This is a genomic window from Hymenobacter terrenus, from assembly GCF_000972495.1.
In the GTDB taxonomy this organism is placed as follows: Bacteria; Bacteroidota; Bacteroidia; order Cytophagales; family Hymenobacteraceae; genus Hymenobacter; species Hymenobacter terrenus.
Genome location: NZ_LATM01000012.1, coordinates 25758 through 45897, shown reverse-complemented (window position 1 = coordinate 45897; position 20140 = coordinate 25758). Strand labels below are relative to the sequence as shown.

General features: G+C 56.8%; 21 protein-coding genes and 1 tRNA gene. 15 read left to right on the top strand and 7 right to left on the bottom strand.

From position 1 onward, the window contains the following. Positions 1 to 7 precede the first annotated feature (7 nt). The gene (locus tag WX88_RS15390; RefSeq protein ID WP_046245289.1) at positions 8 to 472 is read left to right on the top strand and encodes a hypothetical protein; all 465 of its coding nucleotides are present in this window, start codon (positions 8 to 10) and stop codon (positions 470 to 472) included. 109 nt (positions 473 to 581) lie between these two features. After that, positions 582 to 655, top strand: a tRNA-Asn gene (locus WX88_RS15385). 339 nt (positions 656 to 994) lie between these two features. On the opposite strand, the gene WX88_RS15380 is transcribed toward WX88_RS15385, so the two are convergent. Then, positions 995 to 2731 carry a family 43 glycosylhydrolase gene (locus tag WX88_RS15380; protein WP_046245288.1) on the bottom strand — a complete coding sequence of 579 codons (1737 nt, stop codon included), beginning with the start codon at positions 2729 to 2731 and terminating at the stop codon, positions 995 to 997. 1357 nt (positions 2732 to 4088) lie between these two features. Here WX88_RS15380 and WX88_RS30865 point away from each other — a divergent pair. Together WX88_RS30865 and WX88_RS30090 are read left to right on the top strand one after the other, a co-directional pair. Further along, the gene (locus WX88_RS30865; RefSeq protein WP_197076805.1) at positions 4089 to 4238 is read left to right on the top strand and encodes a hypothetical protein; all 150 of its coding nucleotides are present in this window, start codon (positions 4089 to 4091) and stop codon (positions 4236 to 4238) included. A gap of 65 nt (positions 4239 to 4303) precedes the next feature. Beyond that, complete coding sequence (locus WX88_RS30090; protein WP_156176161.1) at positions 4304 to 4462, top strand: hypothetical protein; 159 nt, start codon at positions 4304 to 4306, stop codon at positions 4460 to 4462. 5 nt (positions 4463 to 4467) lie between these two features. Here the strand turns inward: WX88_RS30090 and WX88_RS15375 are convergent, their stop codons facing one another. Together WX88_RS15375 and WX88_RS15370 are read right to left on the bottom strand one after the other, a co-directional pair. After that, entirely contained in the window at positions 4468 to 4944 is a 477-nt protein-coding gene (locus WX88_RS15375) for a carboxypeptidase-like regulatory domain-containing protein (protein WP_046245287.1), read from the bottom strand. A gap of 394 nt (positions 4945 to 5338) precedes the next feature. Continuing rightward, positions 5339 to 5695 (bottom strand): glyoxalase superfamily protein, encoded by a 357-nt coding sequence (locus WX88_RS15370; protein WP_046245286.1) that lies wholly within the window; start codon positions 5693 to 5695, stop codon positions 5339 to 5341. Positions 5696 to 6007: 312 nt separating this feature from the next. Here WX88_RS15370 and WX88_RS15365 point away from each other — a divergent pair, with 312 nt between their 5' ends. Beyond that, positions 6008 to 7504, top strand: a complete 1497-nt coding sequence (locus WX88_RS15365; protein ID WP_046245285.1) for an amidase — start codon at positions 6008 to 6010, stop codon at positions 7502 to 7504. 3 nt (positions 7505 to 7507) lie between these two features. Here the strand turns inward: WX88_RS15365 and WX88_RS15360 are convergent, their stop codons facing one another. Then, positions 7508 to 9172, bottom strand: coding sequence for an SBBP repeat-containing protein (locus tag WX88_RS15360; protein ID WP_046245284.1), 1665 nt, complete (start codon positions 9170 to 9172; stop codon positions 7508 to 7510). A gap of 252 nt (positions 9173 to 9424) precedes the next feature. Here WX88_RS15360 and WX88_RS15355 point away from each other — a divergent pair, with 252 nt between their 5' ends. After that, on the top strand, positions 9425 to 9832 hold the full coding sequence (locus WX88_RS15355; RefSeq protein ID WP_046245283.1) for a GlcG/HbpS family heme-binding protein: 408 nt from the start codon (positions 9425 to 9427) through the stop codon (positions 9830 to 9832). A 97-nt stretch (positions 9833 to 9929) separates the two neighbouring features. Here WX88_RS15355 and WX88_RS15350 read toward each other — a convergent pair whose 3' ends face one another. Then, the gene (locus WX88_RS15350) at positions 9930 to 10724 is read right to left on the bottom strand and encodes a S1/P1 nuclease (protein ID WP_046245282.1); all 795 of its coding nucleotides are present in this window, start codon (positions 10722 to 10724) and stop codon (positions 9930 to 9932) included. 194 nt (positions 10725 to 10918) lie between these two features. Between WX88_RS15350 and WX88_RS15345 the strand changes: the two genes are divergently transcribed. The 3 genes from WX88_RS15345 (at position 10919) to WX88_RS15335 (ending at position 14654) form a co-directional block, all read left to right on the top strand. Further along, on the top strand, positions 10919 to 11332 hold the full coding sequence (locus WX88_RS15345; RefSeq protein WP_046245281.1) for a hypothetical protein: 414 nt from the start codon (positions 10919 to 10921) through the stop codon (positions 11330 to 11332). 62 nt (positions 11333 to 11394) lie between these two features. Then, positions 11395 to 12372 carry a glycoside hydrolase family 43 protein gene (locus tag WX88_RS15340; RefSeq protein ID WP_052732724.1) on the top strand — a complete coding sequence of 326 codons (978 nt, stop codon included), beginning with the start codon at positions 11395 to 11397 and terminating at the stop codon, positions 12370 to 12372. A gap of 152 nt (positions 12373 to 12524) precedes the next feature. Further along, complete coding sequence (locus tag WX88_RS15335; RefSeq protein ID WP_082116062.1) at positions 12525 to 14654, top strand: matrixin family metalloprotease; 2130 nt, start codon at positions 12525 to 12527, stop codon at positions 14652 to 14654. Positions 14655 to 14678: 24 nt separating this feature from the next. Here WX88_RS15335 and WX88_RS15330 read toward each other — a convergent pair whose 3' ends face one another. Further along, the gene (locus WX88_RS15330) at positions 14679 to 15209 is read right to left on the bottom strand and encodes a GNAT family N-acetyltransferase (RefSeq protein WP_046245278.1); all 531 of its coding nucleotides are present in this window, start codon (positions 15207 to 15209) and stop codon (positions 14679 to 14681) included. 137 nt (positions 15210 to 15346) lie between these two features. After that, positions 15347 to 15577, bottom strand: a complete 231-nt coding sequence (locus WX88_RS15325; protein ID WP_046245277.1) for a hypothetical protein — start codon at positions 15575 to 15577, stop codon at positions 15347 to 15349. Positions 15578 to 15737: 160 nt separating this feature from the next. On the opposite strand from WX88_RS15325, the gene WX88_RS15320 reads away from it, so the two are divergent. The 6 genes from WX88_RS15320 to nadD all read left to right on the top strand — a co-directional run bounded on the left by WX88_RS15320 (position 15738) and on the right by nadD (position 20087). Beyond that, on the top strand, positions 15738 to 16538 hold the full coding sequence (locus WX88_RS15320) for a glycosyltransferase family 2 protein (RefSeq protein WP_082116061.1): 801 nt from the start codon (positions 15738 to 15740) through the stop codon (positions 16536 to 16538). Beyond that, positions 16535 to 17575 carry a glycosyltransferase family 9 protein gene (locus WX88_RS15315; RefSeq protein WP_046245275.1) on the top strand — a complete coding sequence of 347 codons (1041 nt, stop codon included), beginning with the start codon at positions 16535 to 16537 and terminating at the stop codon, positions 17573 to 17575. The genes WX88_RS15320 and WX88_RS15315 overlap by 4 nt, the downstream gene beginning before the upstream one ends. 284 nt (positions 17576 to 17859) lie before the next feature. Beyond that, the gene (locus WX88_RS15310) at positions 17860 to 18504 is read left to right on the top strand and encodes a sigma-70 family RNA polymerase sigma factor (protein ID WP_046245274.1); all 645 of its coding nucleotides are present in this window, start codon (positions 17860 to 17862) and stop codon (positions 18502 to 18504) included. A gap of 73 nt (positions 18505 to 18577) precedes the next feature. Then, a complete protein-coding gene (locus WX88_RS15305) occupies positions 18578 to 18877 on the top strand; it encodes a hypothetical protein (RefSeq protein WP_046245273.1) in 300 nt (99 codons plus the stop codon). Between the two features lie 29 nt (positions 18878 to 18906). Next, positions 18907 to 19491, top strand: coding sequence for a guanylate kinase (gene gmk / locus WX88_RS15300; protein ID WP_046245272.1), 585 nt, complete (start codon positions 18907 to 18909; stop codon positions 19489 to 19491). Then, entirely contained in the window at positions 19488 to 20087 is a 600-nt protein-coding gene (gene nadD / locus WX88_RS15295) for a nicotinate (nicotinamide) nucleotide adenylyltransferase (RefSeq protein WP_046245271.1), read from the top strand. The genes gmk and nadD overlap by 4 nt, the downstream gene beginning before the upstream one ends. Positions 20088 to 20140 lie beyond the last annotated feature (53 nt).

Below are 20140 nucleotides of genomic sequence, written 5' to 3'. Positions count from 1 at the left end.
TTATACGATGAAAACGCTAGCTATTCAATCCTTTTACACCTTGCTGAGTGTTCTCTCCCTTGCTCTGGGGCTCGGTGGCTGCGGGTCGAAAAACGAAGAACAACCGCTGATACCATACGCGCCGGTAAATCTCAGCATCAACATCACCAACCAGGAATACGCCAAGCTACGCAACCTAAACGGGGCTGTGACCATCCCTGTGAAAGGGCCGGCCGGCGATGGCGGAGTGAGAGGAGTAATTGTGGTGCAGCAGAGCGCAGGTGTCTATTTGGCGTTCGAGCGCAACTGTCCGTACCGGCCATTAGATGCTTGTGCGTTGGTAAGCCTAGACCGTTCCGGCTTATTCATGCGTGATTCCTGCTGTAATTCTCAATTTGATTTAAAGGGGCAGATTACGGGTGGGCCGACTCCACGGCCTCTAAAACAGTACAGTACAAGCTTACAAGGCTCCTTGCTTAATATTACGAACTAAACAGCGCTGTAAATTTTTTTGAAAAAAAACGGATTAAGCTTGCGGCTTTTTAGAGAAGGTCGTAAGTTTGCATTCCGAAACAACAACACCGGGTTTCGGGCAAGAAATTGCTTCCTTAGCTCAGCCGGTTAGAGCATCTGACTGTTAATCAGAGGGTCCCTGGTTCGAGCCCAGGAGGGAGCGCTACACGACAAGAAGCCCGCCGATAACTGGCGGGCTTCTTCGTTTTTAGGCCGTGTATGATTGATGATTTGCCTTTTATAAACTAGAGAAGAGCTCATACAAGAAGGTTAAAAGGAACCTGTAAAATAGGAATTGCTTGACCTCTACACTCTATTACTTACCTGAACGGCGATAAAACGGTAAACGCCCTGGCAGAATCAATTTGATTCTGCCAGGGCGTTTACCGTTTTGATTTTGATAGCCTAAACGACTAATTTATTATTTGGTAGCTAGTTTAAAGGGACTGCCGCACGTTTCGCGAGTGGCTGGCTATTTACGGGAAAATCGTGAGAAAGTCTTTTACCGGGCTTCCTGAACAATCGTTCGGGGGGAAACACCGTTTTCGTTGACTGCCTCAATGGTGAAATAGTATGTCTGATTCTTGTCCATGCCTTTGAAATAATAGTCGGTGGCTCCGTAGACCATGATGCAGCTGTAGAGCTTGTCGAACTTGCTGCTAGTGTAGATGTTGTAGGCATAGGCACCGTCGACCGGAGGCCATTTCAGCCAGGCATTGCGCTTGTCGTTCTTGGGCCGCAGTACCAGGAGGCTTTTTACTTTTTCTGGTGCGCTGCCCCCGCCCCGGCCGAATACCCGGAAGCCGCTGATAGCGAATTTGCCGGTGGGTACGTGCCGGTTTTCCAGCTTTAGGTAGCGAGTTTTGACGGGGGCTCGCAGTTCCAGATAGTCGTGGGGTAGGTCGCTGGTGTTCTGGCTTTTGTCGACGAGTAGCTGCCAGCTTTTGCCGTCTACGGTATGGTAAAGCCGGTACTGGTGGTACATGCCCTTGGGCTTGCCCATGAGGATGGCATCTTGGTCGGCGTAGTTGATTTGCACGGCATGCACGGTGCTCAGGCGTCCGAGGTCGGTTTGGAGCCACTCGCCGGGCCGGCCGGAGGCAGCGCTCCAATAGGTCTTGATGTTTTCATCGACTACATTATTGGGTGTGTAGCTGCCGAGGGTGGAGGAAGCCTGCACGGGCTTGTTATAGTTGAGGAGCATCCAACCCGTAAACATGCTTTGCCCGTAGTCGGAGAGGCTGCTGGGCAGGTAGTGCGGGTAGTCGCCGAAAGAGGTGTTGGTGTAGAGCACGCCGTCGGGGTCGAAGCTGGTGGGCCAGAGGCCGAGGCGGCGTTCCGCGCTGTTTTTTACCCCTACGGCCATTGAGGCGGTGTGCCACCAGCTGCCCCAGGGGTCCTGGAAGGTGCTGCCGTTGCCGGCACCCCGGGCGAAGCCGCCCGGCTTGTACGAAAACGGATTTTGCGCCTGTGGCCGGAAGGGTCCCAACGGCCCGTTGCCCACTTGCACCCCATCGGCGGGGCCGCTCAGTTCGGTGCCGGGCGTGCTGTACTGAAGGTAGTATTTGCCGGCGTGCTTGGTCATCCAGGCGCCTTCGAGCGCGGGCGGCTGGGATTTGGGGTCGAAGTATTCCTCGAGCCGCTGCCAGCCAAATTGTTCGCCATCGAGCGCAATCAGCTTCTTGCGGCGTCCCAGAGGCTTGAATGTGCGGGGGTCGATTTGCTGCCCGTAAATAGCTTTTTTGTCTGAGCTGCTGCCGTAGAGGTAGAGCTTGCTGTCCTCATCAACAAAGAAGGCCGGGGCCCAGGCTTCTACTTCGAAGGCGCTGACCTTTTCTTTCCACGTGCCGGCTTTGGGGTTGGTGCTCATCCAGATGGGAAAGTTTTTCTCCTCGGTCGACCCGAATACGAACAGCGTGTCGCCGAGCGCGAAGGTGGTGGGGGCGTACAAGTCGTCGAGCTTCTTGCTTTCGGGCTTGAGAAACGAACGCGCTACGAAGGTCCATTTCGCCATGTCGTGGCTCCACCAGTAGCCCTGCTGGTTGGTTGAGAAGAGGTAGTAGTCGTCCTTGAAGCGGGTGATAACCGGGTCGGCGGTGGTGCGGTGCCGGCCCAGGGCCGTGAGGTCGGGGTTGGGTGTGTAGCCGTAGTCCAGGTTTAGCGGGTTGCAGTAGGTGCGGCGCTCCGGCGAGTTATTGCCCTGAGCTGGCATTCGGGGCTGCCCCGAAGCAGCGGGCATTTTGGGTTGGGTAGAGATAGACGGGATATTGGGCTGCGCCAGGGTAGAGCGGGACTTTGATGGGGTAGCGGACCTCGGGGGCTTGGTGGTAGGCTTTTGGGATTGAGCCAGGGTTGGTAAGCTCAGCAACCCGGCAAGGCATAAGAAGCAAAAAAACCTAAGCATTGAGGGCAAGCAGAAGTCGTACGTCATAGGGAGCTTATGGAGCATTGTTGAGGTAACTAATCCAATCGAATGTTAGTTACGACAAAAATGCTACGGCGAGTCCACTGCAATGGTGCCGGGCTTACTTCCTAGCAACTGTTTGCGTTGAAAGAGGTCGTAAGTGATTGATCTGTAATGGTTGAATATTCAGTGGCGTTTGAGCCGTGCCAGCCAGTACGACGACGTTGTGGGCAATACATAATCCACGCTGCGACCTATTGAAAGACAGCCCCAGTGAGGGTGTTCAGTGGGCCGCAACGTGGGTTATGTATTGCAGCTGGCGCGGTTTGGGTTCCGTAGCTCGAATTACAGCGTTCGCGCTACGACTTGCTGTACACTGATGCCGGAACGCGCTAAATCAACCCGTTGCTACGCAGTGGACGTGGAGTTTTCGCTAATGGTGCTTCTGCCGAGACAGTCTAGTGCGGCGCCGGCGGCCATGATTTGGGCGTAAAACTCGGAGTTACGGCGCTTGCACTTGCGCATGAGGTATATGAACCGGTCTTTGAGCACAGGGTGCCACTCGGCAAACGCTGGTGCGAGCGGTTTTGCCGGCAATTTGGGTTTGACGGGGAACGGTTTTCAAGCTGTTGTAGCTCTGAGGTGCGGGCCTCGTTGATACTGTAGACGTAGCTTAGCACGGGCTGGTGCCGGGGCAGCTCGGCGAGCAGAGCACTGGCTACGTCGGAGAGGCAGGAGCTGCGCAGATTGAGGAGAGTGCTTCGTTGTAGTCGGAGAGGGCCTGGAGGGCGGGCTGCCTGTTGAAAAACGCCCCACCTGATTAACTGGGGCTTTTTTCAACAGGCAGGAAGCAGCGCGTTGGCTAGGCTTCTTCTATGGCGCGCATTGCTATGCGCAAATAACCGCAATTTGGCGCGAATGAACGGAAGAAAAGACGTGACTTGGCAACAGGCCGGAAAGCTACGATACCCACTGCAGGGCAGCCATTAGCCGAGCAAGCGGCGGACTATTTGGCTGACATTACTCGGAGCTTGGACTTTGCGAATTTTAGTCGAAAAAGTTGCTTTTTTCTGTTGTTCACTCTGTATCTTCCAAGCCTACGGCGCGGCTATACCCGATTATTTATATAATATACATATACAATATAAATTTACCCGCTCTCGATTATTTACAGCACCAATATCGCCCCGACTTGCAAGTATTGGTAGGGCGGTGGTTGCGCCAACCCACCGATGAGGAACTGTGTGCCGGCTATTTCTGCCTGCTGGAGGTGGCCGAAGCCTCTGGCTGGTGGATACCCGTCGGCGTGACCATGCTACCCCGCAAAGCACCCCGTGGATGATAGAGCACTTCCTGCCCCAGTTACCCGAGCGCCTGAGGGGAATCGTGTAACTGGCCTATCTGTTCATGCCCAGGCACTTGTATGAAATAGAGAATGATGCGGCCGTGCCCCCGCTCACTTACTTTGATGACCGTGACTATCACGTGCAGCGTTTCACTGAAGAGCAGGCCGCTATGCAGTGGCTGAGCGCCTCGCGGGAGCCAGCCGCCGATGGTCAGGCATAAAAAATCTACTTGATATTGGTGTTCCGGTTGTTTAGCCGGATGACTTGACCGGCCCGTTTGCCCGTGCGCTTGATGCGTGCAGTTGGGTTAAGTTCCAGCACCAGGCGCGGCAGGGTGCAGTCGTTCAACGCTACCTCTTGGCTTTTATAGCCGGCCGCATCAATATTCAGCACCTGGCCCTGGTACACGGTTTCGGCGAGCAGGAATTTACCTTCCGAATCGGTAACGTAGACTTGGTGAGTGCCTTTGACGAGTACCGTCGCGCCTTTCAATGGGCCGCCATTAGGCTCGAAAACCCGCCCAACAAGGGGGGCACAAGCCAGGCGCATGGAGCCAGCCGTTTCGCTTTCGGGCCGCGCCGAAAGCGCAATGCGCTCCTGAGAATTATTGGCAGTAGGAGCCGGAGAAGTGGCAGATTGCGCGGCGGCAGGCCGGGCGCCACACACAGCAGCAAACGCCGCGGCGAGAAGAAGTAGGCGCATATTATCGTGAGAGAAAGTTGAAAACAATGAAAAGCACTGTAAGGCGGCGAAAACATCCAGCCCAAACCGCAAAGTGCATCCAACACGAAAGGTACTACACAAAGGTTTCCCGATTTGACATTATAATGCAAACCGAAATCGTTGTAGCTAACTGGCGCAATTTATATTTGGTTTCATTTCTTGGACTTATCTATTCAGCTACGGCGCTTGAAACCGTATGAATAGCCCAAAAACCATCGAAGATTATTTGTCGATTTGGATTTTGATGAGGTACCATGGTTCGCAGCGGTGGTGCCAACTCATTCGTGATAACCCCGAAGTAGAGGGTTTCGCGCCAGCAGTTGGCCTGCTTCGGTGGGTTGCTTGACTTCTAGTAATGGCTTGCTCTATACTCTTAGGCGCAGGCTTCTTGGAAGATGATTCGGTTGCCGAATGGGTCAATCACTTCTGCCTCCATCACTTTCTCGCTCCAATTGGCCTTCACCAGTCCGGGGCGCGTAAATGGATAGTCTTTTTTGAGCAGGATGTGATGATAGGCGACTAAGCCATTGATATTGGCGCGTACCCTGGAGCCTGGAAAACCGCTCTTATGATTGTCGGTCAGGTGTAGGACTACGTCGCCACGCGATACCTGCATATAGAGCGTCCCATTCTTAAGCTGTTCTACCCAATCCAGGTGAAATCCTAGCCAATCAATATAAAATTCACGGGCTTTTTGATAATCTAGAACTGTAAAAACAGGTGTAATCATTATAATTTGTGCTAGGCAAAGCTTGATATACCATAAAGATAATAGTTGTGATGATTCTGCTTCGAATAATTAAATTGAATAAGCACCTCATCTGTACATAATGCATAGTCAATTGATGGTTGGGTAATCATTGGATAACTAAGGCTAGACTTTCATTAAGCCCTATAAATCAAGCATTGGCTTATTGTGATTTAAAGTCGCGTTCCGTGAACATATCTAGTTAAGAGTGGGTCAAATTATTTTATTTATCAGCATCGTATTGGCGGGAGCAAAGTGCCGTACTACTCGTGCCATCCGTGCTACATTTAGCATATGATTTCTCCTTCTGAATACGATCAGCTCGATGCGCTAGCAATGGCCGCCCTTGTGCGCAGTGGCCAGCTTACCGCCATCGATTTGTGCAACGCTGCCATTGCCCGTGCCGAAGTTGTCAACCCGCTAATCAACGCCGTGGTGCACCCATTGTATCAGCTAGCGCAGCAGCGAGCTGAGGTAGGTCTGCCAGCTAGCTCGTTGGGCGGCGTGCCGTTTTTATTGAAGGATTTTGGAGCGCACTATGCCGGGGTGCCTCACACCTCGGGCAGCCGGGCGCTGCAAGCCTTTGTGCCCACGGAAGATGCCGAACTGGTGCGCCGCTGGCAGGTGGCAGGCCTCAATATCATAGGCAAAACCAATACCCCCGAGTTTGCCCTGATGGGGGTGACCGAGCCGGCTTTGTTTGGACCCGCGCGCAACCCCTGGAATACGGGCCACACGCCTGGCGGCTCCAGTGGCGGGGCGGCAGCGGCAGTAGCGGCAGGCATCGTGCCACTGGCCGGAGCTGGCGATGGGGGCGGCTCGATTCGGATTCCGGCGGCGTGTTGCGGGCTGTTTGGGCTGAAACCCAGCCGGGGCCGGGTACCTACCGGCCCCGAACAAGGTGAAAAGTGGCAGGGCGCGGCCGTAGAGCACGTGGTGAGCCGCTCGGTGCGTGACAGCGCCGCCATGCTCGACGCCACTCAAGGGGCCGACGTGGGTGCGCCGTATTTCTTGCCGAACCCCACGCGGCCGTACCTGGAGGAAGTGAGCCGCGGGCCCAGCCCCTTGCGCATTGCATTTAGCCTGGGGCATCCGTTGGGTCGGCCGCTGCACCCGGAGTGCGCCACTGCCGTGCGCGACGCAGCCAAGCTGCTCGAAAGCCTGGGGCACGACGTAGAAGAAGTGCCGCTGCCTTTTGATGGCCAAGCCGTGTCCAAGGCCTTCCTGATGCTGTATTTTGGCGAAACCGGGGCTAGCATTGCGGCCTTGGCTAAGGTGCTAGGGCGCCCCGCCCGGCCCGCCGACGTGGAGCCTACCACTTGGCTGCTTGGCTTGCTGGGGCGCACTTATACCGCCGCCGACTTTGCTGCCGCCCGCCACACCTGGAATGATAGCGCCCGCCGCATGGGCCGCTTCCATCAGACCTACGACCTGCTCCTGACGCCCACGCTGGCCACGCCGCCCGTGCGCATTGGTGAGCTTCAGCCCAAACCGGCCGAGCAGCGACTACTCAAACTGGTGAATACTTTTGGCCTCGGCGGCCTCATTCGCCGCTCCGGTATTGTAGAAAAGCTGGCTGAGCAAAGCCTGGAAAAGACACCCTATACCCAGATAGCCAACCTTACGGGTCAGCCCGCCATGTCGGTGCCCCTGCACTGGACCGCCGATGGCCTGCCCTGCGGGGTGCAATTCATTGCTCCCCTTGGGGCCGAGGACGTGCTGCTTCGGCTGGCCGGGCAGTTGGAGCAGGCGCAGCCGTGGTTTGCCAAGCGGCCGGTGCTGGCAGGGTAGGGGTTACTTGATGATTAGCCGCCGCGTCTGCGTTCCGCAACGCACCAAGTAGATGCCCGCCGATAGGGAAGGCAAAATTAAGCCTGATGCCTCGTAAGCTGGCCGCGCATTGGAGGTTACCAGCCGTCCCACGGCGTCGAATACCTGCACGAGTTGGCCGGGCTCCAAGCCGGTTGCCCACACGGTGCCCGCGCTGGGGTTAGGCCACAGAGTTAGGCCATCGGTGGCGTGCTGAGTCAGGTCGCTCACGCTGGCCACAAAGCTACGGTCGGCGAAATAATCGTAATATTTTGCGCCACCCGTCATCTTTGTTGAGCCGAAGGTGCAGCTAGGGCCTTCAAACGAGCCGGCTATGCGCGCGCTGCCGTTGGTGGTTGAGGCAATATCTGCTGCATAGTCATCGCCCGGCCCGCCGCCGGCCACGGCCCATTGCCAGCTGCCATTGCCATCGAGCTGGGCAACTACCATATCGGTGCCACCGACAGAGGCCAGCATTGGTAGCTGACCAAAGGTGGCCGTGGGGCCAGTAATGGCACCCGTAACCAGTAGGTAGCCTGTTGCATCAAGTGCTATACCCGTTCCGGAATCGATGCCCGTGCTACCGCCCGTACTGACCCACTGCCAGCGGCCACCGGCATCAAGCTTGGCCACGAACAAGTCGGAACTGGAGTCTTTTTTTGTGAGCGTAATGGGACCGAAACTAGCTCTCGTACCGGCCGTATTGCCAGTGATATAAGTGTTGCCCACTTGGTCTACGACAATGCCTTGCCCTGCCTCAGAGGCGCCGCCGCCGCTTCGTACGGCCCACTGCCAACCTCCGGCCGCATCGACTTTGGCCACGAAAATGTCATCGGTACCACTAAAGCCGGCATTGATCAAGGTAGTGGAACCGAACCTAGCCCTTTGTCCAGTAAAAGAGCCGATGACGTAGGCGTTGCTGCTGCCATCCATCGTAATGCCGTAGCCGAAGTCATAAGCCTCGCTGCCACCCACTATGGCCCACTGCCAGGTGCCGGTTGGGTCGAGCCTGGCTACGAAACCATTGTAGCCACCGTAGGAAGTTATTGTTTGATTTCCAAAGGCAATTGCGCCGCGAAAGCCGCCCGTGACGCATACATTGCCAGCACCGTCTACAGCCAGCGCAGTACTAACCGTGAAGGTATCGTTGGGGCCGCCGGCTACCGAAGCCTGTAGCCACGTGCCATTGGAGGTCAGCTTGGCCACGAAAAGGCTGGCGCCGTAGCTAGTGTTGGGCAAGGCCAGTTGACCAAATTGGGCTGAGCTGCTTTCAAAGTATCCAGTCACGTAGACGTTCCCGCTGGCGTCGAGGGCTATGTCGTTGCTAATGTCTACATCGTTGCCACCGGCTTGCACAGCCCAGCGGTAGTGGCCGGCGGCATCGAGCGAGGCCACGTAGACGTCGTAGTCACTTACGGCCGTGAGCGTAGTACTGCCTAAAGTAAGATTATCCCGGAAAGTGCCCGTCACGTAGGTGTTCCCCTCCGCATCGGTCGTCACGCCTCGGGCTTGAGCCTGCTCCTGATAGGTGGTCGGCGCGTTTCCGCCATCAGCCCAGTCGAAGGCGGGAACCTGCGCCTGGACGGGGCGGGTCAGTAGATAAAGCGATGTAAAAAGTAGAAGAAAGGTGAAGTGTAAGGAATGTTTCATCTTCAGAAGAGCTGAGTAGAAGTAAAGTGGAAATAAGGTTTGGTCAGCGAAAGTACTACCCATTATCGGAATCATACTGGCCTTGTACGTGGCTCGGCATTAGCGAGCAGAAACCACTTAATTCAGCTATGCGGCGCCACGCAGGTGAAAGCGGTATTAAGTAGGCCAATTTGGGAGCGCTAGCCAACAATACCCCTCTAGACTGGTTAGCCGAACAGTTTCCCAACATCCTACCAACCCCTAACACCCTTTATGAGCATTAATCTCCAGCAAGCCCAAGCGGCTGTGCAAGCCGCCCACCAGAAAGCCCTCGACATGGGCGTGAAAATGAACATCGCCGTAGTGGATGCCGGGGCCAATTTGGTCGCTTTCGCCCGCATGGATGATGCTTGGCTCGGCTCGCTTGACATTTCGATTCGCAAAGCCAAAACGGCCCGCTTCTTCGATATGCCTACCGGCGACTTGGGCAAAGCCTCGCAGCCCGGTGGCCCGCTCTACAACATTGAGCATTCCAACGGCGGCCTTATCACCTTCCCCGGCGGCCTCCCCATCGCCGATGGCAGCGGCAAAATCATCGGCGCCATTGGAGTCTCGGGCAGCACCGTGGAAGATGACCACGCCGTAGCCGAGGCCGGTCTTCAGGCCATCGCCGGGAAATAACCAGCTAGGTCTGGCCAAAGCCACAAAGAGCCGGACTGCCACAAGGCGGTCCGGCTCCTCGTTATTGTAGCAGTTCAACTAAGCTTTGAATGAGCTATTACTTGCCGAATACCTCATTCAGCACGCCTGCTAGCCGGATGCCGGCTTTCAAAATCTGCTGCTCCACTTGAGGGCCGAAAGTAGGGTAGAAATGGTAATCGAATTTAGGATTAGCAGCGGCGGAGGCGTAAGCTGGCGTGCAGAGCTGGTAGGATTCGAACAGCCAGGCGGCCATGTCGTCTTTCTGCCACTGCTTAATTTGGGCGGGAGTGGCGTGGTCGTATGCTATTGCCATTTCTGAGTAGGTGAATCCGGGATATTCGACCAAATCACCATCCCAAATGCTGTGCAGGTTGGTGTCGTGTCCGCGCCAGCTTACCGTAATGCTGTTGCCGCCGCGGTCGTCGGCGTGGCCCAGGTGCAAGGGTTGGTGCACATCGCCAACGAGGTGAATGAGGAACTTCAGCGCGAACAGCTTTTCGGCTGCCGTTTTCTGAAGGTCTTTCAAGTCCTTGCGTACCTGTTGCAAGGCGGTGTAGGCGTTGGCGGGCGACGTGGCCGGCGCGGCATTCAGCTGGGCCACAAAAGCCGGGAAGTCGAGGCCAGTAGCCACGTTGAGGTAGTGCCAGGGCCCCGTATTGCTGTACTGCGGGTCCGAGCGAATCTCATCGGGCCAGGTGCTCACCAGCGGCATAGTTTCGGAGCCGAGGAGGCGTGCCACCTCGCGCTTAGCTGAGGACGTGAGGTGATTCTCGGCGATGCGAGCCACGGCCCGGTGGCCTACAACGCCCCAGGCCAGCAGGCTGAACGGCGCGCATAATAAAGCCAGCAGGGCAATACATTTTCGAAACATGAGGACGCTAAAAATGAAAAAGTGAGTGGCTAATTGCTGGCGAACCAGATTTCTGGCTGTCAGGCATAACGACAAAGCTAGTGATGACCAGCGTCGCGTACGCCGCGATTAGGAAAGCTTCACATTTAAGCAACTTATCTCCTAAATTGGGCGGCTCAAATGCTTTCTTATTTCGAAGGCGTCCTGAACTCCGTATGCAGTTGCACGTCATCATTGATTCCTCCGAAATATTCATCGGCCACGACGCGCAGAATAAATGGCTATACGTGGACTGGAGGGGCGAGCATAGCCAGGATTCCTCGCAGGCAGTCCGGATACTGATGCTCGACAGCCTGCGGATGTGGCTCTGTCATAAAATGCTCAACGACGATTCCAGTATTACTCAAAACGCGGTGGAGCTCACGTCCTGGAGGGCATGGTGGTTGGAGGAAATGTACCACGCCGGTCTGCAATACATTGTCTGGGTGTTACCCCGCAGCTTGCTGGCCCGCCAAGCCATGGAAGCCATTGTACACGCAATTGATAACCTCCGCGTGGGCACGTTCGACGACACTGCCTCGGCCTGCGTATGGCTGCAACAGCAGCCAGTAATTATCCGCGAATCGTGAACAGTTAGCAATTACTGCTCTTATTATGCTATCTACTATTCACGGCTAACTGCTCGCTACTCATGTACACCAACCCTATCATCGACGCGAATTTCCCGGACCCTACCATCATCCGCGCCACCGATGGCTGGTATTATGCCTACGGTACCCAAACCAAACGCGCCGGCCGTATCATCAACCTGCAAGTAGCGCGCTCCGAAAACCTAATTACCTGGGAATACCTCGGCGAGGCATTGCCCCAAAAGCCCGTCTGGGCCACGGAAAGCCAGAAAATATGGGCGCCACACGTCAGCGAGCACGGCGGCCGCTTCTACCTGTATTACTCCGCCCGGCCCGATGGCGCCGATTATCTCAGCTTGGCCGTAGCTGTAGCCGATGCTCCCGCCGGCCCTTTCCTGGACAGCGGCCAACCGCTGCTCCCCGGCCCCGGCTTCACCTGCATCGACCCTATGGCTTTCGATGACCCCGCCACCGGCCAGCGCCTCCTGTATTGGGGCTCGGGCTTCGGTCCCATCTGGGTGCGCGAGCTGGCCGAAGACCGCCTCAGCTTCCGGCCAGGTAGCACCGCCCTGGCCGTGGTGCACCCCAGTGTATCCGACGACCCGGACGACTACCACCGCCTCGTTGAAGCGGCCTGGGTACACTACCGCGATGGGTGGTACTACCTCTTTTTTTCGGGCGATAACTGTTGCGGCGCTCACGCTCACTACGCCGTATTGGTAGCTCGCGCCCGTCACGCCACCGGCCCCTTCGAAACATATGCCGCCGCCACGGCCAACCCGCATACCGCCCTGCTCGCTGCCAATACCCATTGGCGTGCGCCCGGCCACAACTGCGTAGTCACCGACGCTGCTGGCCAAGATTGGATGGCTTATCATGCCATCGACCCCCGCCAACCCACCTTCGACGCCATTGATGACTCCGAAGGGTACTCGCGCCGGGTATTGTTGCTCGATAGGCTAGACTATATTGATGGCTGGCCCGTTGTTGCAAATAGCTCGCCCTCGTGGCAGCCGCAGCCCGCGCCGGTGGGGCAGTAGCGTATCGGCGAAGTAGTGCGAACTTTGCGCCTCCGCATGGCAGCACAATACCGTTGTGCTGCCATGCGGAGGCGCAAAGTTCGCACTACTTCGTGTGTGCTTTTAGCGTCCGGTTTCCCGTATCTTCGGCGGCACCTGTTTTTTCTGTACTTATGCTATTTATATTACCTTCTCTCCATGTCATTAGCCGTCGGCTCGCGCTCGCGTTTGGCCTGGCTGTAAGTTGCGCCAGCGTAGTGCTGGCGCAGGCCCCCGAAACGCATTGTCTGATGCTGCCTCTGGAGCCCGCCCGCCGCGCCCAGGAATCAGCCCTGATAGTCGAAGGCCAGGTGCTCGATGCGCAAAGCTTTTGGGATGCGGGCCACGGCCGGCTCTTCACCCGGCATCGGCTGCGAGTATTTTCGCTGCTGAAAGGCCAAGTGACCGATACCACTGGCCTCGTGCTCATTACCGAGGGCGGCCGGCTGGGACTTGATCAACAAATTCTCACCAATACCTTGCGCCTCAACGCTGGCCAGCAGGGTATCTTTTTTCTGACGCCCGCGCCTTGGCCTGGCCTGCCTACCAGCGCGGGTAGCAACTGGACGCCCTTTGGTAGCGAGCAGGGCTTCATCGAGTACAATCCCGCTGAGCGCACCGCGGCCGAGCCGTTTCGCACCTATTCCGCGCTGGATGACGCTTTTTATCATAAGATAGCCGACTATGTTGGCCAAGCCCGCCAGATTCTTCGGGCCAATCCGGCCCTCGTTGCTGATAGTAAACCCTTACGACGGGGCACGTTGGCCCCCACTATTGCGGGCTTCGCGCCCAGCAGCCTATCAGCTGGAAGTGGGGCGGTGCTTACCATCAATGGCGACGGCTTCGGCAGCAGCCGGGGCAATGGATTTGTCGAATTCAGGAATGCCGACGACGGCGGTGCTACCCGTGTGAAAGCCCGCGACACCGATTACCTCAGCTGGACCAATACCCGCATTCAGGTGCGCGTGCCATCTGCGGCCAGCGGTGGGCAGCCCGTGAGCAGCGGTCACCCGGCCGGCTCCGGTGTGTTGCGCGTCACCACTTCCGACCAAACTTCCATCGAAAGCGCCAACTCCCTCACCATCGTCTATGCCCTCACCAATGTAGAAAGCACCGATGGCACCCTCCTGCAGCGTCCCAATCACATTGCCCTGAACAGTACCGGCGGCATCACCTTTCGCTTCGGCCCCAACTTTAGCGCTACTTCTGCTTCCCTTGCTTGGCAGCGGGCCCTGGCCACTTGGCGCTGCCAAACTGGTATGAATTGGGAAGTAGGTCCGGCCAATTCCACCAATACTATTGCTAACGATGGTCAGAACGTGGTATCGTTCGACGCTGGTGCTGAATTGCCCTCTCGGGTACTAGGCCGCACCACCAGCTACTACCGGGGCTGCTACGGAGCCAATGGTGAGGTGGTGTTCTGGGTAGAAGAAGTCGACATGCAGTTTGATGATGCGACGGTGTTTCAATTTGGTCCTGCCCAGCCTATCTTGAGCCTCAATCAGATTGATTTTGAGTCAGTTGCCGTCCACGAGCTGGGTCATGCCCAGCAGCTCAGCCACCTCAACTTGCCCGGCGCAGTGATGCACTACGCCGTTGCCCGCGGTCAAAGTACCCGCACGCTCAATCCCGTCAGCGATGTCGCCGGTGGGCGCCAAGTGCTGCGGGGGCGCAGCTTTAAGAGCTTGGGTTGCAGTGGGCCGGCGCTGCTGCCCGCGCCGCTCACCAGCTTCAGCGCCCAATATGTAGCTGCCACCGGCGTCACGCTCACCTGGGCCACGCGTGACGAATGTTTGCTGAGCAGCTTCGTAGTGGAGCGGAGCCTAAGCGGCGATACCATGGCCTGGGAGCAATTAAGCACCATAGCAACTCGTCCGCCCGCTGCTCAGTACCAGTTCACAGATGCCCAACCGCTTAGCGGCCTGCACTACTACCGCCTCCGCCTGCTGCGGCCCGATGGCTCCCGGGACGACGTGGCTCCCGCTATATTAAGCACCGAGGGAGCCGCGAGTAGCGTTAATATTTTCCCCAATCCCGTGGTTACGGACCAGCTGCGCCTACAATATCCAGCGGCAGCAGCCGGCACAGTCATTTTTCGCCTTTATGACGCTCTGGGCCGGGAGGTTAGTATTACCGCGCTCACCATTCCGGCCGGTCTGAATGTCGTAAGCCTGAATATCGCGGGCTTGACGCCGGGCTTTTACGTGCTGCATTGGCAGGATGCGCAAAGGCGTACGGAGAGTCGCAAGTTCGTGCGGCTGTGAGTGCGCCGCCCGGTGGTGCGGCACCTACAAGCTGCGTCCCACAATTGGTTTAGCGGCTTCGGCGGCAGCCGGTGCAATGGTGTAGCTAGCCAGTTGGGCATCGTCGAGGTTACCATTGAACCACTCATCCTCAATAGTGGCCCCCAGCTTTTTGTAGAAGGCAATGGCGGGCTCGTTCCAGTTCAGCACCTGCCACTTCAGGCGCACGGCACCAGTGGTGCGGGCCTCAGCCACCACAGCGTCGAACAGCAGCCGGCCGTAGCCGCCGCGTCGGGCCGTTTCGGTCACTATCAGGTCTTCCAGATAGAGCATTCGGCCCTTCCAAGTAGAATAAGCAGTGTAAAATAGCGCGATTCCAATTACTTCGGCTCCGTTATTTTCCAGCACAAAAAAGCTGAAGATAGGTTCGGGCCCAAACCCATCGCGCCGCATAGCAGCCAGAGTGTTCGTCACGGCTTCCGGTGCCCGCTCGTATACGGCTAATTCCTGAATAAGCGCCAGTACCTGTGGCAAATCAGCCTCCACGCCGCGGCGCAACACGATGTTATTTTTCATAAAAAAACGCGCCAGCCCAGCAGCGCCAAAAGAAGTTGGGCCGCCACCACCTTAGCAGCAACGGCCCTACTCAAAAATCAAGCAGCAAGAAAAATTGCGAACGCTGTTTAACTATTTAAATAGCAGAGACCAACAACCTACATCTGTTGCTGCATTTTCTTGATGTCTTCGGTAGCATTCACCGAGTTCAGCTCCCGAAACTGCTCGGGCTGCTTGGCTCCCTTCGTGGTGTCGGGGGCGGCGGGCAGAGGTGGCAGCGTAGCGGCGGCAATATCATCATCACCTTCCGTCACGGATGGGCCGCACGAGGGCAGCGTGAGCGACAGCAGGGCAGCGGCCAACAGGCCGGAAAGAAGCGTTTTTTTCATGTGTGAGTAAACGAATACGGGCGCAAGTTACGCACGGAGTGCGGCTTGCGACACGAAGAATTGTGCCCTTTCCTACGGCGAATTTTAGAAAACCGTTAGACAAAGGCGCAAACAAGCCTATGCGGCGCCTTGATACGCCGCCGCTGCCGTCCCACTACCTTTGCCCGGCACCAGTCACTTAGTCGGCTTTTTTCGCGTGGTTTCCCTCTCCGTCGTCATCATCACCTTCAATGAAGCGGCCAATATCGCCCGCTGTCTCCAGGCAGTAGGCGACGTGGCCGATGACGTGCTCGTGGTCGATTCTTTTTCTACCGATAACACCGTCGAAATCTGCCGCCAGCACGGTGCCCGCGTCATTCAGCACGGGTTCGCCGGCTACGTCGAGCAGAAAAACTACGCTACAGCCCAGGCAAAATTCGACCACGTCCTCCAGCTCGATGCCGATGAGGTTCTAACCGACGAGCTGCGCCAGTCCATCCGCACCACCAAGCAAAACTGGCAGCACGCAGCTTATTCCTTAGCTCGCCTAACTAACTATTGCGGCCACTGGGTGCGCCACGGTGGCTGGTACCCCGACCGCAAGCTGCGCCTCTACGACCGTCGCCTGGGTAGCTGGACTGGCCTGCTCCTGCACGAGCGCTACGAAGTAGCCACCGGCCAAACCACTGGCCAGCTTGCCGGCGATGCCCTGCATTACAGCTACCATTCCATCGCGCAGCACGTCAGCCAACTCAACAAGTTCACGAGCATCACTGCTCAGGAGTTGGCCCTGCGTGGCAAAACCAATGTCGGCCTCTTCCACTTGCTGCTGAAGCCGCTCTGGAAGTTCGTGTACGGCTACTTCTTCCGCCTGGGCCTGCTCGATGGCTTTGCTGGCCTTTGCATTGCTGGCATTTCGGCTTGGGGCGTATTCCTGAAATTCGCCAAGCTAAAAACCCGAACCGAAAGCGCCGAAGCATGAGCCAGACTTTTCTCGTGTCCCGCACCGATGCCATCGGCGACGTGGTACTCACCCTCCCAGTTGCAGGACAGTTGAAGCTGATGTTTCCGGACTGCCAGGTGGTACTTATCGGCCGTACCTACACGGCCCCCGTGGCTGTGGCGTGCCCCTGGGTCGATGATTTTCTGAACCTGGATGACCTGCTAACGCAGCCCGAGTCCAAACAAGTGGCTCGCTTGCGGAGCTTCGCTGCCGCCGCCATCATCCATGTTTTCCCCAACAAAATTCTGGCTCGCCTGGCTCGAAAAGCTAGAGTTCCCATTCGAATCGGTACCCGCAACCGCTGGCAGCATTGGCTCACTTGCAACCGGCTGGTGGCCCTCAGCCGTCGTCACTCGCCCTTGCACGAAGCCCAGTTGAACCTGAAACTGCTCCAGCCGCTGGGTTTCGACGAAGTGCCAGCTCTGCCAGCGGTTGCCCGATTGGTACGCCTGGAGGCGCAAGAGTCCTTGGCTCCGCAGTTCCAGCAATTGTTGCAGCAGCGTCAGCCCGGGCAGCTCAACATCGTGCTGCACCCCCGCAGCCGCGGCAGCGCCCGCGAATGGGGCCTCGACAATTTTGGCCAGCTTGCCCGGTTGCTTCATCAGGCCGGCCACCGCGTATTTATCACCGGTACGGCGGCGGAAGGGGAAGAGCTAGCCAATTGGCTGCCCCAGCACGCGGCCGTTCTCGCTGCCAACCTCACCGGGCAGCTGAGCCTACCCCAGTTCTTAGCCTTCATCGCTGCGGCCGATGGCCTCGTGGCCGGCAGTACCGGGCCGTTGCATCTTGCGGCCGCGCTTGGCCGGCCGGCGCTGGGGTTATACCCGCCTATTCGGCCCATGCACCCCGGCCGCTGGGGGCCGTTGGGGCCGCACGCCAACTTCCTGGTTTTCGACAAGCCTAATTGCGAGGACTGCCGCTCCCGGCCCGCGGCCTGCACTTGCATCCGCGCTATCGCGCCGATGGTCGCGGTCGCGAGCGTACTGGCCTGGCAGCCGTTAATTTTTAAAGATTAAGGCTCAACACGCAACAAATGAGCACTAATCTGAGCTATTGCTTCGTGCTTCGTTGCTGGTGGCGTAACCTACCCCGCGCCGCAATCCGTACATCGAAGAGCACGCTACCTGCCAGTGCAGCTAAATTAGACGGCTAACGGCCTGAAAATGCAGCTTGTTGATGAGTAGTCCGGCACAAGGCAGCCCGGTTATTCGCTGTTGCCAGTAAATAGTTACTAGTTGATTTTTTCTCTATTCCCCATTCTTTTGTAGGTTTCGGCCCACAATTTTTCCTGCCCATCTGTATGAGCGACTCTCCTGAACGGGTTAAACTGAGCAAAGAGGAAAAGGACCGGCGCTTTCAGGCCGAGCTCATGCCTGTGCTCGACCCGCTCTACAACTTTGCCTACCGCCTCACCCTCGACGAGGATGATGCCAACGACCTTGTGCAGGAAACTTACCTCAAGGCGTACCGCTTTTTCGAGTATTTCGAGCCTGGCACCAATGCCAAGGCGTGGCTTTTTCGCATCCTCAAGAATTCATTTATTAATGATTTCCGAAAGAAAAGCAAACAGCCTGCTAAGGTCGACTACAGCGAAATCGAAGGTTATTATAACCCCGACGATGTTGAAGCTGAAGGCGAAGTTGGGGCTTCGTCGTCCGATATGCGTCAGCAGTCGGCCCGCGACCTGATTGGGGACGAAGTGGCCAGCGCTTTAAATTCTTTGCCCGTAGATTTTCGTACTGTCATTATCCTCTGCGACCTCGAAGGCTTTACTTATGAGGAGATGGCCAAAGTGCTTGATATTCCGATTGGTACTGTCCGTTCGCGCCTGCACCGGGCGCGTAATTTTTTGAAGGATAAGCTGGAGAAATACGCACAGTCAATGGGATATGGCAATGATGCAATTGATGACGAGACGGAACTAACCGAGCCGGATAACGATTAACCACCCCAGATAAGCGCATGCCCGTGCAGCCTTACACTTCGTTGTTAGTCACGTCTTTCACTCATTTTCAATTATGGACCCAGTTGTTACTACACAAACCAATACGTCGGCTCCCATTGCCACTTCCCTTGACAATGGCCCCGACTGCGAACGCGTGAATACTGTACTAGACCAACTCATCGAAGGCCAAGTCGTGACCGCAGAAGACGAGGATTACCTCTACGACCATGCCACGGATTGCTCTCCTTGCTTCGACGACATTAAGAAGCAGCGGATTTTCATCAATTTCCTTAATCAGCGGGTGTCCCGCCGACCCATTCCGGCCCGCTTGCCCGAGTCCATTTGGGCCCGTGTAACCGCCGAAATGGCCTAATACCGGATACTACTGGCTAGCTTTGCGCGATGCAAGGCAAAATCATTGTGTTTTCGGCTCCCTCTGGCGCGGGCAAAACTACCATTGTGCATCGGCTCATGGACCGGCTGCCCGAGCTTAGCTTTTCCATTTCGGCCTGTACCCGCGACCGTCGCGGCCGCGCCGAGGAGAATGGAAAAGATTATTACTTTATTTCCGCCGAGGAATTCCAGGATAAAATTCGTCACGATGAATTTGTGGAGTGGGAAGAAGTATACGAAGGTGCTTTCTACGGCACGCTGAAATCGGAAATCGAGCGCATCTGGGATAGCGGCAAGCACGCCATTCTTGATGTCGACGTGAAAGGTGGTCTCAGCATCAAGGAATTCTACAAGAACCGGGCCTTGGCAATTTTTGTGCGTCCACCGTCTATCGAAGTCCTTGAACAGCGCCTGCAGGCGCGCGCTACCGACTCGCAATCCAGCATTTCTTCGCGGGTCTACAAGGCCAAGTTCGAGCTAGCGTTTGAAGACCGGTTCGATGTTACCGTTGTCAACGATGACCTCGACCAAGCTACGGCTCAGGCCGAAAAGCTGGTGCGTCAGTTCATCAGCGCCGAGCCCGCCATCGTATGAGTCACGCCCGGATAGGCCTGCTGTTCGGCTCATTCAATCCTGTGCACACCGGCCATCTCATCCTTGCCGAGCATTTTGCCACGCGCACCGATTTGGCCGAAGTCTGGCTCGTTGTTTCGCCCCAGAGCCCCTTCAAAGTGGCCGCTGATCTGTTGCCCGACACTGAGCGCCTGCGTCTGGTCAAACTAGCCTTGGCCGGCAACCCTCGCCTGCGGGTTGAGGACATTGAATTTGGCCTGCCGCGCCCCAGCTATACCATCGCCACGCTTGATGCCCTGCGCCAGCGCCACCCTACGCACGATTTTGTACTGCTGATGGGGGCCGATAACCTCCCTAGCCTTCCGCGCTGGCAAGAGGCTGCCCGCGTGCTGGCCGAGGTCGATATCTACGTCTACCCGCGCCCTGGCACTGTCTTACCGGATTTGGCCCATTTCTCGCGCGTCCAAGTTATGACAGCGCCACTGCTAGATATCTCTGCCACCTTCATTCGCGAAAGCCTCCGCACCGGCGGCAGTATTCGCTACCTTGTGCCCGCCGCCGTAGAAGCAGAGTTACTCCAGAGAAAGACGCCGTCAGATTCCGGGTCTGGACAGTAACTCCTCCAAAAGCTCCGCGCAAAAAAGCCCGACGATAAATCGCCGGGCTTTCT

What these genes read in the sequence shown, in the direction of transcription:
- WX88_RS15350 (WP_046245282.1), bottom strand. Translation starts at nt 10,724, where the DNA reads ATGTTTCGAAAATGTATTGCCCTGCTGGCTTTATTATGCGCGCCGTTC.
- WX88_RS15345 (WP_046245281.1), top strand. Translation starts at nt 10,919, where the DNA reads ATGCAGTTGCACGTCATCATTGATTCCTCCGAAATATTCATCGGCCAC.
- WX88_RS15325 (WP_046245277.1), bottom strand. Translation starts at nt 15,577, where the DNA reads ATGAAAAAAACGCTTCTTTCCGGCCTGTTGGCCGCTGCCCTGCTGTCG.
- WX88_RS15305 (WP_046245273.1), top strand. Translation starts at nt 18,578, where the DNA reads ATGGACCCAGTTGTTACTACACAAACCAATACGTCGGCTCCCATTGCC.
- WX88_RS15370 (WP_046245286.1), bottom strand. Translation starts at nt 5,695, where the DNA reads ATGATTACACCTGTTTTTACAGTTCTAGATTATCAAAAAGCCCGTGAA.
- WX88_RS15310 (WP_046245274.1), top strand. Translation starts at nt 17,860, where the DNA reads ATGAGCGACTCTCCTGAACGGGTTAAACTGAGCAAAGAGGAAAAGGAC.
- WX88_RS15375 (WP_046245287.1), bottom strand. Translation starts at nt 4,944, where the DNA reads ATGCGCCTACTTCTTCTCGCCGCGGCGTTTGCTGCTGTGTGTGGCGCC.
- WX88_RS15335 (WP_082116062.1), top strand. Translation starts at nt 12,525, where the DNA reads ATGCTATTTATATTACCTTCTCTCCATGTCATTAGCCGTCGGCTCGCG.
- WX88_RS15390 (WP_046245289.1), top strand. Translation starts at nt 8, where the DNA reads ATGAAAACGCTAGCTATTCAATCCTTTTACACCTTGCTGAGTGTTCTC.
- WX88_RS15360 (WP_046245284.1), bottom strand. Translation starts at nt 9,172, where the DNA reads ATGAAACATTCCTTACACTTCACCTTTCTTCTACTTTTTACATCGCTT.
- gmk (WP_046245272.1), top strand. Translation starts at nt 18,907, where the DNA reads ATGCAAGGCAAAATCATTGTGTTTTCGGCTCCCTCTGGCGCGGGCAAA.
- WX88_RS15340 (WP_052732724.1), top strand. Translation starts at nt 11,395, where the DNA reads ATGTACACCAACCCTATCATCGACGCGAATTTCCCGGACCCTACCATC.
- WX88_RS15355 (WP_046245283.1), top strand. Translation starts at nt 9,425, where the DNA reads ATGAGCATTAATCTCCAGCAAGCCCAAGCGGCTGTGCAAGCCGCCCAC.
- WX88_RS15365 (WP_046245285.1), top strand. Translation starts at nt 6,008, where the DNA reads ATGATTTCTCCTTCTGAATACGATCAGCTCGATGCGCTAGCAATGGCC.
- WX88_RS15330 (WP_046245278.1), bottom strand. Translation starts at nt 15,209, where the DNA reads ATGAAAAATAACATCGTGTTGCGCCGCGGCGTGGAGGCTGATTTGCCA.
- WX88_RS15380 (WP_046245288.1), bottom strand. Translation starts at nt 2,731, where the DNA reads ATGCCCGCTGCTTCGGGGCAGCCCCGAATGCCAGCTCAGGGCAATAAC.
- nadD (WP_046245271.1), top strand. Translation starts at nt 19,488, where the DNA reads ATGAGTCACGCCCGGATAGGCCTGCTGTTCGGCTCATTCAATCCTGTG.
- WX88_RS15315 (WP_046245275.1), top strand. Translation starts at nt 16,535, where the DNA reads ATGAGCCAGACTTTTCTCGTGTCCCGCACCGATGCCATCGGCGACGTG.
- WX88_RS30090 (WP_156176161.1), top strand. Translation starts at nt 4,304, where the DNA reads ATGCCCAGGCACTTGTATGAAATAGAGAATGATGCGGCCGTGCCCCCG.